16 protein-coding genes are annotated in these 15,240 nt (G+C 37.0%); 9 read left to right on the top strand and 7 right to left on the bottom strand.

What is annotated here, in order from left to right; translation table 11 throughout:
* The first annotated feature begins 51 nt into the window (after positions 1-51).
* Together ACN1CD_RS00790 and ACN1CD_RS00785 are read left to right on the top strand one after the other, a co-directional pair.
* Positions 52-369, top strand: a complete 318-nt coding sequence (locus ACN1CD_RS00790; RefSeq protein WP_419128344.1) for a rhodanese-like domain-containing protein — start codon at positions 52-54, stop codon at positions 367-369.
* Positions 370-668: 299 nt separating this feature from the next.
* Positions 669-965 carry a DUF6358 family protein gene (locus tag ACN1CD_RS00785; RefSeq protein ID WP_419128343.1) on the top strand — a complete coding sequence of 99 codons (297 nt, stop codon included), beginning with the start codon at positions 669-671 and terminating at the stop codon, positions 963-965.
* Here the strand turns inward: ACN1CD_RS00785 and ACN1CD_RS00780 are convergent.
* Positions 943-1,974 carry a dipeptide epimerase gene (locus ACN1CD_RS00780; protein ID WP_419128342.1) on the bottom strand — a complete coding sequence of 344 codons (1,032 nt, stop codon included), beginning with the start codon at positions 1,972-1,974 and terminating at the stop codon, positions 943-945. The two genes, ACN1CD_RS00785 and ACN1CD_RS00780, sit on opposite strands and share 23 nt — an antisense overlap.
* Before the next feature lie 110 nt (positions 1,975-2,084).
* On the opposite strand from ACN1CD_RS00780, the gene ACN1CD_RS00775 reads away from it, so the two are divergent.
* Both ACN1CD_RS00775 and ACN1CD_RS00770 read left to right on the top strand, forming a co-directional pair.
* Positions 2,085-3,221 (top strand): hypothetical protein, encoded by a 1,137-nt coding sequence (locus ACN1CD_RS00775; RefSeq protein ID WP_419128341.1) that lies wholly within the window; start codon positions 2,085-2,087, stop codon positions 3,219-3,221.
* Positions 3,222-3,392: 171 nt separating this feature from the next.
* Complete coding sequence (locus ACN1CD_RS00770; RefSeq protein ID WP_419128340.1) at positions 3,393-4,358, top strand: hypothetical protein; 966 nt, start codon at positions 3,393-3,395, stop codon at positions 4,356-4,358.
* On the opposite strand, the gene ACN1CD_RS00765 is transcribed toward ACN1CD_RS00770, so the two are convergent.
* The 3 genes from ACN1CD_RS00765 to ACN1CD_RS00755 are packed head-to-tail and all read right to left on the bottom strand — an operon-like array spanning position 4,341 to position 7,464.
* Positions 4,341-4,955, bottom strand: a complete 615-nt coding sequence (locus ACN1CD_RS00765) for a rhomboid family intramembrane serine protease (protein WP_419128339.1) — start codon at positions 4,953-4,955, stop codon at positions 4,341-4,343. The two genes, ACN1CD_RS00770 and ACN1CD_RS00765, sit on opposite strands and share 18 nt — an antisense overlap.
* A 5-nt stretch (positions 4,956-4,960) precedes the next feature.
* On the bottom strand, positions 4,961-6,700 hold the full coding sequence (locus tag ACN1CD_RS00760; RefSeq protein WP_419128338.1) for a M14 family metallopeptidase: 1,740 nt from the start codon (positions 6,698-6,700) through the stop codon (positions 4,961-4,963).
* A gap of 32 nt (positions 6,701-6,732) precedes the next feature.
* Positions 6,733-7,464, bottom strand: coding sequence for a hypothetical protein (locus ACN1CD_RS00755; protein WP_419128337.1), 732 nt, complete (start codon positions 7,462-7,464; stop codon positions 6,733-6,735).
* Positions 7,465-7,523: 59 nt separating this feature from the next.
* Between ACN1CD_RS00755 and pepT the strand changes: the two genes are divergently transcribed.
* Entirely contained in the window at positions 7,524-8,783 is a 1,260-nt protein-coding gene (pepT, locus tag ACN1CD_RS00750; RefSeq protein ID WP_419128336.1) for a peptidase T, read from the top strand.
* Between the two features lie 62 nt (positions 8,784-8,845).
* Here the strand turns inward: pepT and ACN1CD_RS00745 are convergent, their stop codons facing one another.
* Positions 8,846-9,172, bottom strand: a complete 327-nt coding sequence (locus ACN1CD_RS00745) for a hypothetical protein (protein WP_419128335.1) — start codon at positions 9,170-9,172, stop codon at positions 8,846-8,848.
* 182 nt (positions 9,173-9,354) lie between these two features.
* Between ACN1CD_RS00745 and ACN1CD_RS00740 the strand changes: the two genes are divergently transcribed.
* From ACN1CD_RS00740 to ACN1CD_RS00730, 3 genes are all read left to right on the top strand, one after another.
* On the top strand, positions 9,355-10,221 hold the full coding sequence (locus tag ACN1CD_RS00740; protein WP_419128334.1) for an aldose 1-epimerase family protein: 867 nt from the start codon (positions 9,355-9,357) through the stop codon (positions 10,219-10,221).
* A 125-nt stretch (positions 10,222-10,346) separates the two neighbouring features.
* Positions 10,347-10,769: an ester cyclase gene (locus ACN1CD_RS00735; protein WP_419128333.1), complete on the top strand. Its 423-nt coding sequence runs from the start codon at positions 10,347-10,349 to the stop codon at positions 10,767-10,769.
* A 227-nt stretch (positions 10,770-10,996) separates the two neighbouring features.
* On the top strand, positions 10,997-12,076 hold the full coding sequence (locus ACN1CD_RS00730; protein WP_419128955.1) for an acyltransferase family protein: 1,080 nt from the start codon (positions 10,997-10,999) through the stop codon (positions 12,074-12,076).
* A 292-nt stretch (positions 12,077-12,368) separates the two neighbouring features.
* Here the strand turns inward: ACN1CD_RS00730 and cysM are convergent, their stop codons facing one another.
* Both cysM and epsC read right to left on the bottom strand, forming a co-directional pair.
* The gene (cysM, locus tag ACN1CD_RS00725; RefSeq protein ID WP_419128331.1) at positions 12,369-13,241 is read right to left on the bottom strand and encodes a cysteine synthase CysM; all 873 of its coding nucleotides are present in this window, start codon (positions 13,239-13,241) and stop codon (positions 12,369-12,371) included.
* 6 nt (positions 13,242-13,247) lie between these two features.
* Positions 13,248-14,060 carry a serine O-acetyltransferase EpsC gene (epsC, locus tag ACN1CD_RS00720; protein WP_419128330.1) on the bottom strand — a complete coding sequence of 271 codons (813 nt, stop codon included), beginning with the start codon at positions 14,058-14,060 and terminating at the stop codon, positions 13,248-13,250.
* 499 nt (positions 14,061-14,559) lie between these two features.
* On the opposite strand from epsC, the gene ACN1CD_RS00715 reads away from it, so the two are divergent.
* Positions 14,560-15,195, top strand: coding sequence for a hypothetical protein (locus ACN1CD_RS00715; RefSeq protein WP_419128329.1), 636 nt, complete (start codon positions 14,560-14,562; stop codon positions 15,193-15,195).
* The last annotated feature ends 45 nt before the right edge of the window (positions 15,196-15,240 follow it).

Below are 15,240 nucleotides of genomic sequence, written 5' to 3'. Positions count from 1 at the left end.
TGTTAACCGTAAAATTGAATTCCCTATATTTGCATAAACACAAAAATCAAAATGAAAGAAATATCGGTACAAGAACTAAAGGCAAAAATCGACAATAAAGAAGATTTTCAATTAATCGATGTTCGTGAGACATTCGAATATGAAGTTTCCAACCTTGATGGTGAGAATATTCCATTAGGCGGAATTTTAATTGAGGCAGATAAAGTTTCAAAAGATAAGCCAGTGATTATTCAATGCCGTAGTGGGAAAAGAAGTGCTGCTGCTGTAATGCAACTGGAAGCTCAATATGGCCACGAAAATTTATATAACTTAAAAGGCGGAATTCTAGCTTGGCAAGAAGCCTTTGATCCAAATATGCCGGTTTATTAATGGTGGAATGAGTGAATTTTGAATGAGAGAATGTTACTGGCATGGTGCTTATTTGAAATTCAATCAATTTATTAATGTAGAATGAGTGAGTTTTGAATGAGAGAATGTTATTAGCATGGAGCTTATTAGAATTCAATCAGTTTATTAATGATAGAATGAGAGAGTTTTGAATGAGAGAATGTTATTAGCATAGCGTTTATTTAAAATTCAGTCAATTTATTAAAGGTAGAATGAGAGAGTTTTGTATGAGTAAATGTTATTAGCATTGCACTTATTAAATTCAATTATTCTCTCATTCAATGCTTTTTTCAAAGTTCAATCCATCATTATTTCAATCCGTCATTCAATCATTCAATCATTCTTTCATTCAGTCATTCTTTCATTCAATTATTTCTCCTGTGGGTAAAAAATTTGCTTTAAATATCTTTTACAATCTTGCCATCATTCTTTCCATTTTTGGATTGGTTTGGTGTTATAATAATGCTAAGTATCTTCCTGCCGGATTTCTGGTTGGTGTAATTTGCTGCTTATTTTATTTTAAGTACCATTTAACCAAAGACATCAGAAAATCTTTTAAAGAAAAAGATCCAAAGTAACGCCTTCCAGGCCTAAGCCAGGCAAATTCTTAAGCATATATTTTCCATTTTCGAATGGAGGATTTGTAAAAGGATTGTTTAATGTTAGCCATGGCCCGTCTAAATCTGCCCAATTACAAAGTGGTGCCAGGGCAGCGGCCGCTAGGGTGGCACAACTCGTTTCGCTCATGCAGCCGATTAATACCTTCATCCCGAAAGAACGGGCTTTCAAAATCATTTGGTGGCCTTCATACATTCCACAGCTTTTCATTAGTTTAACGTTAATGCCATGGTAGGCGCCTTTCAATTGATCCATATCGGCTAAACGCTGTACGGCCTCATCAGCCAGTAAAGGAATCGGGCTCCTTTCGGTTAACCATGCATTTCCATCCAGATTATTTTTATCCATCGGTTGTTCAATCAAAACCACACCCTGCTGGTGCAACCAGTAAATTAAATCGATGGCTTTAATCCGGTCCGTCCAACCCTGATTGGCATCCACATAAAGTGGAACATTAGTCATACTCCGAATGGTTTCGATAATTTCCCGATCGTTATCACGTCCCAATTTTACTTTAATCACTTTAAACTGCTCCGCATCTTTCAGTTTCTCACGGATAACTTCAGGAGTATCAATGCCGACGGTATAAGAAGTAACCGGCATTTTAGAAAGATCAGCACCATAAATTTCGTAACAGGGTTTATTTAAAATTTTGCCATTTATATCGTTTAACGCAATATCAATAGCCGCTTTAATGGCTGGTTGACCAGGCGCTATCGAATCGAGATAGGCAATAATCTCTTCAAAAATAAATGGATGTTGGAACTGGCTTAAGTCAACCTGGTTTAAAAATGCTTGTGCGGTTTCATAACTTTCGCCCATATAAGGCACCATTGAAGCTTCTCCATAACCAACTATATCCTCGTATTGGATTTTGAGGAGCATTAAAGGAGTGTTGGTACGCGTAAATTTTGAGATGGAAAAAGGGTGTTTCAAATCTAATTCGAAGGGCTTGCAACTAATCTTCATGATCGATCGTCTATTTATTTAAATAAGGGAATATCAACTTACAAATCTCGTTGCCGGATGAATAAAAACATTTGGCTATATTCATCCGATTACTACTAAATGCGCTGGTTATGAAAAACATTTCAAGATTACGGTATTTTATTTATTTATCCTTAATAATTTTAGGAGGATGTACCACAGGAAAGAATGCCTTACAGAAAGGTGATTATGATACTTCAGTTGCCAAAGCGGTAGGCAGATTGCAGAATTCGCCAAAAAATAGTGAAGCTACGCAAGTATTAAAAACCGCTTACCAGCTTGCATTGCAAGATCACTTAAGAAAAATTGATGAGGCTAAATTATCTAATGATTTATTTAGATGGGAATCGATTATGTACGATTATCAAAAAATAAACCAGTTGGCCGATGAGATTAATACCTGTCCGGCATGTTTGGTTGTCGTTTCTTCGCCGGTAAAATATATTAAAGAGTTGGCCGATAGCCGATATAATGCGGCTGTGGCGAGGTACAATTCAGGAATAACTTACCTGGGCGAAAACAATCGCCAGTCTGCTAAAAAAGCTTACTATGAATTTGAAAAAGCACAAAACCTGCAATCTAATTATAAAGATGTAAAAACTAAAATGGATGCTGCCTTTTGGGCTGCCGTTACCCGTGTGGTGGTTCAACCGATTATCATTAACAGAGGACCATATCAATTAAGCGGCGATTATTTCCAGCAGCAAATTAACGAGTTCATTAGCCATTATTCGAGAAATAAGTTTGTTATTTTTTATGCTGAAGATCAGGCAACGAATGAAAAAATTGTTCCGGATCAGGTATTGAGTTTAAACTTTGATGATTTTATTGTTGGCCAGACTTATGTGAAAGAAAGGGTAGAGAAGTTAAAGCGCGACAGTGTAATAATAGGAGAAACCAGAGATAAAAAAGCGGTGTACGGAACAGTAAAAGCAACTTTGAGCATTTTTGAAAAAAACATTTCATCTTCAGGCTTACTGGATATGACCATCACTGATTGGCAAAGCCGGAAAATTATTAAACAACAGAAATTTCCAGGCACTTACGTTTGGAAAGATAGCTGGGCAAGTTATCAGGGCGACGATCGTGCCTTAAATAATAATCAATTGGCCATGACAAGGAGGAAAGAAATTCTTCCGCCGCCACCTGATGTTTTGTTTCTGGAATTTACCAAGCCAATTTACAGTCAGCTGGTGGATAATATTAGTTATTTTTATAATACTTATTAAGCAAAGCCCTTGGTTGGTGGCTCACCAACCAAATTACAAATCATCAAATTTGCGTCTGGTCAGTGCGCCATCGACCAGGGGATTTTGTCACCGACCAAGGAATCGTAATCCAAACGTTAAAAAAAATCATCGTTAACCAGCCCTAGAAATATAATGGTTAATATTGCAGTGATGAATACTGGCTTATACAATCCCTTCCAAAATTTCGATTTTTTATATAAAAAATGCTTCTTAAGTGGCAACACTTTTAATTCGCCGGTTATTCAGATTCCGTTAATTCCGAAATGGTTGTTAGCGCAGGCTGCATTAACTGGAGAGGAGCAAATTCAATTTTTGGATGAAAGCATCCGTTCGTATAATAAGCTGGTTATCCCGGTAAATAGCGAGGTGAATGAGCAGTTTTTAAATCCGCTGGAAAACAAGATAGAAAATGCATTTGCAGCAGGCTATGCTGGGGTTTCTGCATTAACAGAACTTGAACTATTTAACTGGATTGGTAAGTTTTTATATGGTTTTGTGTATATCGAAATGCATTCGGCCCTAAGAAAGGAAATGACGGCTGATGGTTTAAATATGTCTCAATCGCTGATGATGAAATTTGCAAACCTGAATTTCATGTTACAAAACTTGTACACCAGCATCGAATTTGAAGATTTTTCGCCATGGTCGATCACTATCGTTAAACTTGAAAATGAGGAAACGCCGTTTAGCTTCCGCGATGAAATAAATACCCTTACCTTTTCATTAAAACTGAAAGACTTTGGGATCATTGCCTGCCTGCAAGATAATGGTACCAATAAACGATTTCACCAGGAAATTATTAATGAAATTAAGGAAAAAGCGCTAACTGCAGAGCAGTTTGAAGAATTAACGGCCCGTTTCTATTACTCTGCCTATCTTTTTAACCGCTTACCTGAATATACTTTTATGCCTGTGGAAGGCACCACCTACATAGAGGCCATGCCACTTCGTGGAAACATGAGCAAACCTTTATTTGATGTTTGGCAGCATAAGGTTTATGCGCAGGTATTAGAGAATTTCTGGAAACCATGGGGTTATGTAAAGTTCGAAATTATTAAAGACCCTAATAATCCAATGAGTTTTTTCGAAAATCCCTGCTTACCCACCGCCGGTTAATGCTGCAATAAAATGTTGAATAATGCCGGGCACAAAAATTACAGTAAAAATTAACCCGGTTAAAGCACCAAAAAAGTGAGCATCGTGGTTAATATTATCTCTGGAGTTTTTTGAAGCATATGCACAATAGATCAGGTATAAACCTCCAAATGCAACCGCCGGGATTCCAATTGGGATAAACATAATGTAAATTTTTGAAAGTGGATTATAAAGGATATAGCTAAAAAGCACGGCGCTAATTGCTCCTGATGCACCAAGGCTATTGTAATGAAAATCGTCTTTGTGCTTAAAAACCGTTGGCAAATCACTCAGAATCAAGGCAATGAAATACATTAATCCAAACTGCCAGCTCCCCATCATTTGCTCCAGCGTAAAGGCGAAGGCACAAAAGGTAAACATGTTAAAAAACAAGTGCATCCAATCGGCATGAATTAATCCACTGGTAATTAGCGTAAAAACCTTATTCCCTTTGGAAACACTGTAAGGATGAAGCATGAATTTACCATATAAGCTCTGATCATAAAAAGCATACAGGCTGGTAACCAGTGTAAAAACAAAAATAATTGAGGCTACGGGCGCCATGTTTAAGTATTCCATTTGGGTTATTTTAAATCAAGTTTTGCAGGAGCCATTAACCTGGCAATTGGATATCGATTGTGCGTTTTCTCGTAATAATCAGAATTTTTATAGACAAAGTCAAGCTGAGCGGCACCATTTTTAGCAAAATCAGGATCAGATGACTTTTTATTTTCCAGTTTAGTCTTCAAGTCAGGGTTATTCTTTAACAGCTCATTCGCCGTATCTTCAAAAATATAAGCTGAATAGTGTTCTTTCATATCCAGGATAGAATCAAAGAAATTCCAGTTAAAAAAAGAATCTGTGGCTTGTGGTTCCAATGTTTCTACAATGTATCGATTATTGCTTTGGTTTACATATACCACAAAATCACCAGCATAATATGGAAGACTTTGCCTGATCGGATTCACCTTCACAGCCGAATGTAAGTAATGACCTTCATAAGGTTTTGCTCCCGTTTTAAAATCATCTATATAATAGCTTTCAACTTCAATTTTAGTATCACTTTTCAGCTCCTGCATTTTTACCCGGTTGAGCTTTAAAAGGGTAATAACTTTATCCCAGGCTTTCGGAATAATGTAAGCGATTGGTTTCTGAACAGAAATTGCAGGCTCATACTTATTCCATTCTTTAATGGTTTTAGTATACGGTTTACTCCGATCGTAAAACAAACGATCAAATCCACTTACTCCACTTGGTTTTTTCCCTGCTTCAAAGCCGTTGAAAGGAATCTCATTCACCTCGTTTTTATTCAACTGCCAGGTTAATGGAAATTCATTCTGTTTAGCAACAAAGGCATCCGCTTTTTGTTTATTCTCGAAAATAATCTTGGCATCACGCTGAACAGCATCTACGTAACTCTGCAGCAATTTATAGGTGGCATCTACCCTCAAATCAAAAGACTTTAGCATGTGTGTTTCTGGCATAAAACTGATTACGTTATGCAATGCAGCATATCCTGTTGAATAGCGTGGCGATTCGATAAATCCGGTAATTCCGCTTTCAGGCGTTTCGCCAATTGAATTTACATACGGAATCATTGGATAACCTTGTTTTGCCATGGCTTCATACAAACCAGGCACTAAAGTATTGGTTAAATATCCCGATAAAATGGTATTTAGCTTATCTTTTTGAGTCGGAATCAAAGTCATGACATATTGATAATCGGCTCCATTACTGGTATGCGTATCCACAAAAATTTCCGGCTTCCAGGTATTAAAAATCAATTGTAATGCAGCTGAATTTTTCGAATCGGTTTTGATAAAATCACGATTTAAATCCAGGTTTTTTGCATTACCCCGAAAACCATAAGCCGTTGGACCATTTTGGTTAGCCCTGGAAGTTGAGGTTCTGTTAAAACTTCCGTCGATATTATAGATTGGAATAATACAAATGACCACATCTTTTGGGAGATTGTTACCTTTCAATAAATCCCTGCTCAGCATCATGGAGGCATCTATCCCTTCAGGTTCACCCGGATGAATCCCATTATTAATCAACAGCACTGTTTTCTTTCTTTTTACAATTTCTGAAGGATCGAAAACCTGATCTTTTGATAAAACCAATAGCTGTAATGGCTGACCAAAATCGGTGTCACCATAGCTAAAAAGTTTTGCCTGCGGGTATTGTTTTACCAACAGCTTATAATAAGTAATGGCTTCTGGATAAGTTGCTGTTTGTATTTTTTTACTTTGCTCGAAAGGCGTTTTTTGTGCAATAGCAGATGATGAAAGAAACATCAGGCAAAACACAAAAAGATTTCTCATAAAAAAAAGATTGTAGATATAAAAGACCGAATCTACAAAGTTCTACGATAAGCTCTTGTATTTCCGAAGAAGTATTTAAATCCGATGCTATAGGCATTGTAAGAATCGGGCGAGTAATTTTTAAACTTAACCGATGGATCGTCGTATCCATCTAACCCCTCACCTAATGTAAAGTTACTCTGAAGATTAAGGTTGATGGCATAGCGTATGTAACCGTAACCATCATATAGATAATAATTGTAACCTAAATTCAAGGGTACCCAAAGGTTATTGGTTTTGTTTTCTCCCGGAAAAGGACCAAAACCCGGATCGTATGCTGCCCAAAGTGGCTTAATACGTACAATATCGGTGATATTATTTCGAATTACCCCAACACCAATACCAACATAAGCACTTTTAATATTATCAAGAAATCTGCTGCTTTCAAAATCAATCAGTTCACCAAGAGCCATTTTAAAATTTAGGCTGATACTGGAATATTCATTTACAAATTGCCTGTTGTGTGGATCGGTTCTAATATTTCCGCCCTGCACTAAACCATATTGAGCTTCAACACCCAGGGATACAAAAGGAGTGAGGTAATGATTAACTTCTCCATATGCAGTATGGCCCCAACTGCCTTCTACCACATCTGTTTTAGAAAAATTAGGTCCGGCACCAAAACCGACAGACCATTTAAAATAATTAGACTGTGCAAAAGATGAATTAATTATCAGAGAGCATAAAACAGTAAGGAGCGTAGACCTGAGGCGCTTAGATGTCATGGTGTTTTTTTACAAAAATAATATGTTTATTGAATATTTATAACTTTTACCTTTGATTTATGAGCAAGTACATTAATTCAGACCAATCCCTATCGCAAAGATTTATCAGATATGCGAAAATCGATACCCAATCCGATCCTAATTCCCCTACCTGTCCTTCTACTCTTAAACAGAAAGATTTAGGTGCATTATTAGTGAAGGAGCTTCTCGAAATGGGTATTTCTGATGCAGAAATGGATAATAATGGATATATTTATGGAACGATTCCATCAAACACCGAAAAGAAAATACCGGTAATTTTCTTTTGTTCTCATATGGATACCTCGCCAGACTGTAGTGGTGCAGCGGTAAAACCGATTATCCATGATAATTATCAAGGAGAAGACTTAATTCTTCCCGATGATCACAATATCGTGCTTAAATTGTCTGATCACAGAGACTTAAAGCAACAAATCGGCAATGATATTATTACGGCTAGCGGCACCACTTTGTTAGGCGCAGACAATAAAGCGGGCCTCGCAGAAATTATGGAAGCGGCGAACTTTCTAGTTAAAAATCCTGATGTGAAACATGGAACAATTAAAATCCTCTTCACACCGGATGAGGAAATTGGTCGTGGGGTTGATCAGGTAGATCTAAAAAAACTGGGTGCAGATTTCGGTTATACCATAGATGGAGAGACATTGGGCTCGATTGAAGATGAAACCTTTTCTGCAGATGGGGCAACTTTAATAATTAATGGCGTAAGTACGCATCCTGGTTTTGCTAAGGGCAAAATGGAAAGTGCAATAAAAATTCTTGCAGATGTTATTGCTGCTTTACCAAAGGATACCTTAACACCAGAGGCTACGCATCAAAAAGAAGGTTTTATCCATCCGGTAAGCTTCACTGGCCAAGTGGAACAGGCCGAAGCACATTTCATCATCAGAGATTTTACTGATGAGAAGCTGGTCGAACATGGACAGTTTCTGGAGCAAACGGTAAAGCAAGTAATGGCACGTTACCCTAACTCCACTTTTGACTTAAAAATTAAGGCACAATACAGAAATATGAAGCAGATTTTGGATCAACATCCTCAAATTGTTCAATTTGGAATTGAAGCCATTGAAAGAGCAGGTGTTGTAGCCAAACCACAAAGCATTCGTGGTGGAACGGATGGTTCGAGATTATCTTTTATGGGCTTGCCTTGTCCGAATATATTTGCGGGCGAACACGCTTTTCATAGCAAACAAGAATGGGTAAGTGTGCAGGATATGGAAAAAGCAGTGCAAACGATTATTAACATTGCCTGTATCTGGGAAGAAAAAGGTGAATTGTAGTCTTTAGTCTAAAGTCCTTAGTCAAGAGTCCCGACTTCAGACTAAGGACTTACGACTTTGGACTAAGAAGCCTGTCCAATATCCAAACGGTTTATTTTTCCGCTTTTATCCAGTTGAAATTTAAATGCTGTTTTGAAGTCTCCCCATTGATCGGAATGAAAATCGCCATAGATAGAAAGGCCATTATCTTCTACCCTATCGATGCTGATGAAACGCTCATGGCCGAAAGCTTTTTTAAAGAAATTGGCAAACTGCATTTGATTGCCATCATCAGAAAAGGCAACGTTATCGCTAAACAACGGAAACCAACTTTTTAAATCTCCGTTTTGTAAAGCTGTAATTGCCGCTTTTACTTTAGCATTTGATAATTTTGATAAATCTAAAGCCATAATTTAAGTTGTTTGATATGCGGGGTGCCTTCAGACTTCTTAACAATGTTTCACGTTGAGTATAAGCTTAAATGTTAACAATGTAATTTAAGATCGCATTGTTTTCAATTCTGTAACCGGGCCTCCAAATTTAGCAAAAAAGATATTTTTTAAAGCATCATATTTATTACTTTTAGCCCACCATGACAACTCTTGAAAACGATTACATCAAAGTAAGCTTAGCGGCTAAGGGGGCAGAACTCCAGCGTTTATTTAGTAAAGAAACCAAACTGGAATACCTCTGGAATGGGGATGATCAGTATTGGGGAAAACACAGTCCGGTTTTATTTCCGATTGTTGGTGCTTTAAAAAACGACAGCTATACCTATAAAGACGAGACTTACCACTTGCCCCGCCATGGTTTTGCCCGTGATCAGGTTTTTAAATCCGAAAAAATAAGTGATACCGAAGCTGTTTTTACCTTAACGGAAACCGAAGAAAGTTTAAAAGTTTATCCCTTTCACTTTGAGCTTAAATTGAAATATCAGCTCAAGGATAGAAAATTAATCCTCACTTATGAAGTTATCAACACCGGTAAAGATGAGTTGCTTTTTTCGCTCGGCGCACACCCTGCATTTGCCGTTCCGAATACCCCAAAAACAGATTATACAGATTATTACCTGGCGTTTAATGCCGACGATAATTTAACGTATTGGAAGCTTGATAAAGGTTTAATTGCAAAAGATACGGGAAGTATTAAACTGGATGGACATAAGTTAAATCTGAAACACGATTTGTTTTATAATGATGCATTGGTTTTTAAAACGATGCAAAGTAATTGTATTAGTTTATTGAACACAAAAAATGATTATGGCTTACATTTTCATTTTGATGATTTTCCATTTTTCGGCATATGGGCTGCAACTGATGCGCCTTTTATCTGCCTCGAGCCCTGGTGTGGTGTAGCAGATGAGGTAGACCATAATCAGGAACTTGCACACAAAGAAGGCATAGTTCAATTGCCCGCAGGCCGTAATTGGGAACGTTTTTGGGAAGTAGAATGCTTTTAAATTTCAGATACTTAAGGAACTTGAAGGTTCCTTTTTTTATGCCTTGATTTAATGATTTAAATTTAGAGAAACAACATCAAATCTATCCTGTTGTATTATGAAAGTTTCAACAAAAATAGATAAACATGGATAACCAGGTAGAAAAAAATAAAGCCATTTGTAAAGTGTTCTTTGATGAATTATTTAATCAAAAAAACATCGATGCGATTGACAAATTTGTAGATAATAATGTAACCATTCAAAATCCATTTCCCGGACAAAGAAAAGGCGCTGACGGATATCGGGATATCAGTCAGATTTATAGCCTAGCCTTCCCTGATTTGAAAATTAATTTTAATCAAATTTTAGGTGATGGTGATAAAGTGACCTGCCATTTCACTTTAGAAGGCACGCACAAAGACATATTTATGAATGTGCCAGCCACAGGCATAAAGGTTAAGTATGACCTGGTATACATTGTAAAATTTAGCAACGAAAAAATTACCGAGCATTGGTCGTTGGTAGATTCGCTTAGCGTATTGCAACAAATAGGTGCAATTTCTATATAAATAAAAAACAAGAAACCTGATTTAAAACCTAATGACTGAAGATATTAGAATACTGTAGAAATATCGGTCACCTTTAAGGCAATCGCCATTAGCTAAAAATAAGGCTTTGAAATAAATTCGAAGCCTTATTTTTGTTTATACATTCAAGGTATCAGTTTGAAAAACCTTCCTAAATCGTTATTCTTGTTGTGGAGTCGATTAAAATTAGCCATCCACAGCAGCAGATCATGAACACCGTAAACCAGGAAATTCTTAAAACAAAACAACATTTTACTGTTCTTGATGGCTTAAGGGGAATAGCTGCATTGGGTGTGGTTACCTATCACTTTATGGAAATGGTGTATACCGATTACACTAAAAATATTATCGGACATGGTTTTCTGGCTGTAGATTTCTTTTTTTGCCTTTCGGGCTTTGTTATCGGCTATGCCTATGATGATCGGATGGAAAAAATGGGCCTAGTCGAATTTTTTAAATCTCGAATAATCAGACTTCATCCCTTAGTATTTTTTGGATCTATACTGGGCTTACTCGCCTTTTTATTTGATCCTTTTGGCGGGCATCCGGCTATTTTTAGCATGGGTAAAATCATACTTCTTTTCCTTAGTTCAGCATTCCTTATTCCTTTCCCAATTATAGAAGAAAGAGCCTTTAATTTATTTGGATTAAATGCACCATCCTGGTCATTATTCTGGGAATATGTGGCCAATATCGTTTATGCTTTTATCCTTTTCAGGCTAAGTAAAAAGTATATGGTTGCATTGGCTATATTGGGTGCCATATGTCTTCTTTTGGTAGCTTATCATAGCGGATCACTCATGGGTGGATGGGCAGGATCTAACTTTTGGGATGGAGGCGCAAGAATTTTCTACTCTTTTTTAGCAGGTCTTCTAATTTTTCGTTACAAACTTATCATTAAAAATAATTTAGGGTTTGTTGGTCTTTCTATTTTACTAAGTTTAACCTTCCTGATGCCATTTTTTAAATACAACTGGCTGGCAGAATTCTTAGTGGTATTGCTTTATTTCCCTTTGCTGATTGCTTTGGGTGCTGGTACAAACATTAGTGAAGGGTTTAAAAAGCCATGTATTTTCCTGGGGAAAATCTCATATCCTTTGTACATGACCCATTATGCTGCAATTTGGATGTTCAGCAATTATTATAATGTACATAAACCACAGGGAAGTGAACTGGCCATGATTATCATTGTGGGAGTGGCGGTATTATTGTTACTGGCTTATCTTACGATGATTTTCTATGATATCCCCGTAAGGAAATATTTGAGCAGGAAAAGAGTTCAGAAATAAGATCGAGATTGCAGACTAAACTTATTAACGTAGGTTCAATAACTATTTATTTTATGGCTTATTACATCCCCGGTCTGTGACCAGAGGCTGTATTATAAATTCGAAATGTCATCCTGAGCTTGTCAAAGGACTTATAAATAAATATCCTTAACAGTGTTTCGATAAGCTCATGATCTATCGGTCGTGTGTCCTACCGACTGAAATAAATTCTTTATTTTTTTTAATGCTTATATGTTTTAAACCTGAGCGTTCAGTTGGTGAAGATACCAAACCGATAAACTTATTTACAGGTTTAGCCAAACAAATCACTACTGAGATATCGGTCGCCACGATCGCAAGTAATAAAAACCAATAAGCCAGAATCCAGTTCAGTGGCCAGGCGAATGGCAGCAGCGCAAGCACCACCAGAGCTCATTCCGGCGAAAATACCTTCTTCTTTGGCCAGTCGTCTAGACATGTCAACCGCTTCTTCCTGGCTAATATCCATTACCCGATCTACTCTTTCCGGTTCGAAGATCTTTGGTAAATATTCTTTGGGCCAACGGCGGATACCTGGGATAGAAGATCCTTCAGTAGGCTGACAACCCACAATTTGAACGGCCGGATTTTGTTCCTTAAGGTATCTGGAACAACCCATTATCGTACCAGTGGTACCCATCGAACTGATAAAATGCGTAATCTTCCCTTCGGTATCTTTCCACATTTCTGGTGCAGTGGTTTTATAATGTGCCAGGTAATTATCTGGGTTAGCGAATTGATTGAGGAGAAAATAACCATCAGAAACACCTTTTTCTTCTGCATAATCGCGACAAGCTTCTATGCTTTCGAGCAAGGTTACCTTCGCACCAAATGCTTCCATGGTTACCTTACGCTCGCGGGTAGAATTTTCGGGCATTACCAATTCAATATCCAAATCGTAAAGTTTGGCAATCATAGCAAGTGCAATTCCGGTATTTCCGCTGGTAGCTTCTACCAATCTGGTTCCTTTTTTAATCTCGCCGCGTTCAATCGCACTGCGAATCATATTTAAAGAAGCCCTGTCTTTCACACTTCCACCAGGATTATTACCTTCCAGTTTGGCATAAATTTTTACGTTTGGATTCGGACTAAGTTTACTGAGTTCAACCATCGGTGTGTTCCCAATTAAATCTACAATTCCCGCCATAATCTTTTAATTTTTTTCTTTTATATTTCTAATGGTAATGGTTGGGGAGTGATAAACCAACGAATAAGGATCTACACTTTCAGTTAGCCAAACATTTCCGCCAATCACACTGTCATGGCCAATTGTAGTATCACCACCCAAAATGGTCGCACCAGAATAAATAACCACACGATCTTCTACAGTTGGATGCCTTCTACTGCCGGCGAACTCTTTTTTAACACTCATTGCGCCTAATGTTACCCCTTGATACAGCTTTACATGCTCCCCGATAATGGATGTTTCGCCAATTACAATGCCAGTGCCATGATCAATATAAAAGTATTTACCAATTTGTGCTGCAGGATGAATATCGATACCGGTTCTCGAATGTGCATGTTCTGTAAGAATCCGCGGAATAAGCCTGAGCCCCAACGTATTCAAAGCATGTGCAATGCGATAGAAACAAATGGCATAAAAACCGGGATAAGTTCGAATCACTTCAAATTCGCTCACTGCCGCCGGATCTCCTTTATAAATAGCAGAAATATCGGTATTAAGTAATTCGTAAAGTGCAGGCAACTGTTCGAAGAATTGATGAGTCAATTCCTGGTAATCTTTGGCTTTTCCCTCACCACTCGCTGATGCAATCAACAGGAGTTCCGTTTTTAAACGAGAGGTATAAGCAACTAATTCTTCTTTATTTTCAAATCGGGTAACGCTATGTTCAGGATATAACAAATCGACAATTTTAGCTGCCCAATTTGCTATCACTTCATTAGATGGCATTTGGCTATTCCTATCTCGTTTTTTAAATAGATAACCAAAAAAATCGTCACTCATAAAATAAATAATTAAATCTTATCTGGCATAAATGCCTTTGTTTTGTAGCGTAAATATATCCATAACCACTTATTCATACGTCATTTGCTGATCAAAATCTTCCTCGTACTCTTACTTAAATTATTTAAAGGCTGAATATTGCTCATTAACCTTAGTTATCTATTCAACATAAAACCTCAGTTTTATCGCACTAATACGTGTTGCTATCAGCTAAAAAAGCATCCATTCTCATTGCTTTCCGTTTAATATATAATCTAACCGGCGATACAAACTTATTCTGTACAGCTATTCTGTTTAAATATTTGCCCAAAAGGCTAACTAATAGTATGATAACAAAAGATCCATATCCTGATAAAACCAATATAAAAATAAAGAGGCATAAAAAAAATTGACTTTTGTCAATGCAAATCTTATTAAAACAGTTAAAAAATGTAACATTAAACCTACGCAGGGTTTATATTTTGCGAGTGTTTATATACCTTTGCACGAAATAACAATCATGAAACAATTTTCATTACGCTCAATACTCACAGCAACTCTAACTCTTTTAATATCTCATGCTTTTGCCCAAGAAAGGGTAACAGCGAATACAGTATCTTCATCATTTGAAGCTTACGAATGCATTGATGGAAATAACCTGATCAAAAAAATGATTTCGGCGAAGCATGAATTTAACAAAAAACGCAAGTCGGAAACTGTTTTGTTGTCAGAGCTTTCAGCACCGCAACATATTTTAAATAGAAATAAACCAACCATCATCACTTTTAATGGTCTTGATTATTTAATTCAGAATAACTGTGTATTGGCAGTAAAGGGATTAAATCTTTCTGATGATGTTTTAGCCCAGATTACTGAAAAACTATCATTTTTAGATCAAGTTCAATTCGATTACAACGAAAGAATAAACATGGCCTACGTAAACGAAGAAAACAATGTTCAGTACATCAGAAACTTAGATAAATGGTATTTATTAACTTTAAGAATACTATCTACTACAGTAAACGACATTGCTGCTTTAACTAAAAAACACGATGCTTCTTCTCTGGCGGCGAACTTAATTAAAATGCCAGTTCCTAATCTTAATGCCATTAGTTCACCAGCAATGGCCCAATCTACAGTTAGGTTAGCGAAGTAAGATATAATTTTTTGATTTTATATAGAGTCCCGATACGCCTGAAAA

Source organism: Pedobacter sp. N23S346 (assembly GCF_048515415.1).
Lineage (GTDB): Bacteria > Bacteroidota > Bacteroidia > Sphingobacteriales > Sphingobacteriaceae > Pedobacter.
This window is presented reverse-complemented; position numbering and strand designations above follow the sequence as displayed.

Excerpts from the sequence above, each read along its gene's own strand:
- ACN1CD_RS00775 (WP_419128341.1), top strand. The coding sequence starts at position 2,085 with ATGAAAAACATTTCAAGATTACGGTATTTTATTTATTTATCCTTAATA.
- ACN1CD_RS00755 (WP_419128337.1), bottom strand. The coding sequence starts at position 7,464 with ATGACATCTAAGCGCCTCAGGTCTACGCTCCTTACTGTTTTATGCTCT.
- ACN1CD_RS00790 (WP_419128344.1), top strand. The coding sequence starts at position 52 with ATGAAAGAAATATCGGTACAAGAACTAAAGGCAAAAATCGACAATAAA.
- ACN1CD_RS00740 (WP_419128334.1), top strand. The coding sequence starts at position 9,355 with ATGACAACTCTTGAAAACGATTACATCAAAGTAAGCTTAGCGGCTAAG.
- ACN1CD_RS00745 (WP_419128335.1), bottom strand. The coding sequence starts at position 9,172 with ATGGCTTTAGATTTATCAAAATTATCAAATGCTAAAGTAAAAGCGGCA.
- ACN1CD_RS00730 (WP_419128955.1), top strand. The coding sequence starts at position 10,997 with ATGAACACCGTAAACCAGGAAATTCTTAAAACAAAACAACATTTTACT.
- ACN1CD_RS00735 (WP_419128333.1), top strand. The coding sequence starts at position 10,347 with ATGGATAACCAGGTAGAAAAAAATAAAGCCATTTGTAAAGTGTTCTTT.
- ACN1CD_RS00770 (WP_419128340.1), top strand. The coding sequence starts at position 3,393 with ATGAATACTGGCTTATACAATCCCTTCCAAAATTTCGATTTTTTATAT.
- cysM (WP_419128331.1), bottom strand. The coding sequence starts at position 13,241 with ATGGCGGGAATTGTAGATTTAATTGGGAACACACCGATGGTTGAACTC.
- ACN1CD_RS00715 (WP_419128329.1), top strand. The coding sequence starts at position 14,560 with ATGAAACAATTTTCATTACGCTCAATACTCACAGCAACTCTAACTCTT.
- ACN1CD_RS00780 (WP_419128342.1), bottom strand. The coding sequence starts at position 1,974 with ATGAAGATTAGTTGCAAGCCCTTCGAATTAGATTTGAAACACCCTTTT.
- epsC (WP_419128330.1), bottom strand. The coding sequence starts at position 14,060 with ATGAGTGACGATTTTTTTGGTTATCTATTTAAAAAACGAGATAGGAAT.
- pepT (WP_419128336.1), top strand. The coding sequence starts at position 7,524 with ATGAGCAAGTACATTAATTCAGACCAATCCCTATCGCAAAGATTTATC.
- ACN1CD_RS00760 (WP_419128338.1), bottom strand. The coding sequence starts at position 6,700 with ATGAGAAATCTTTTTGTGTTTTGCCTGATGTTTCTTTCATCATCTGCT.
- ACN1CD_RS00765 (WP_419128339.1), bottom strand. The coding sequence starts at position 4,955 with ATGGAATACTTAAACATGGCGCCCGTAGCCTCAATTATTTTTGTTTTT.
- ACN1CD_RS00785 (WP_419128343.1), top strand. The coding sequence starts at position 669 with ATGCTTTTTTCAAAGTTCAATCCATCATTATTTCAATCCGTCATTCAA.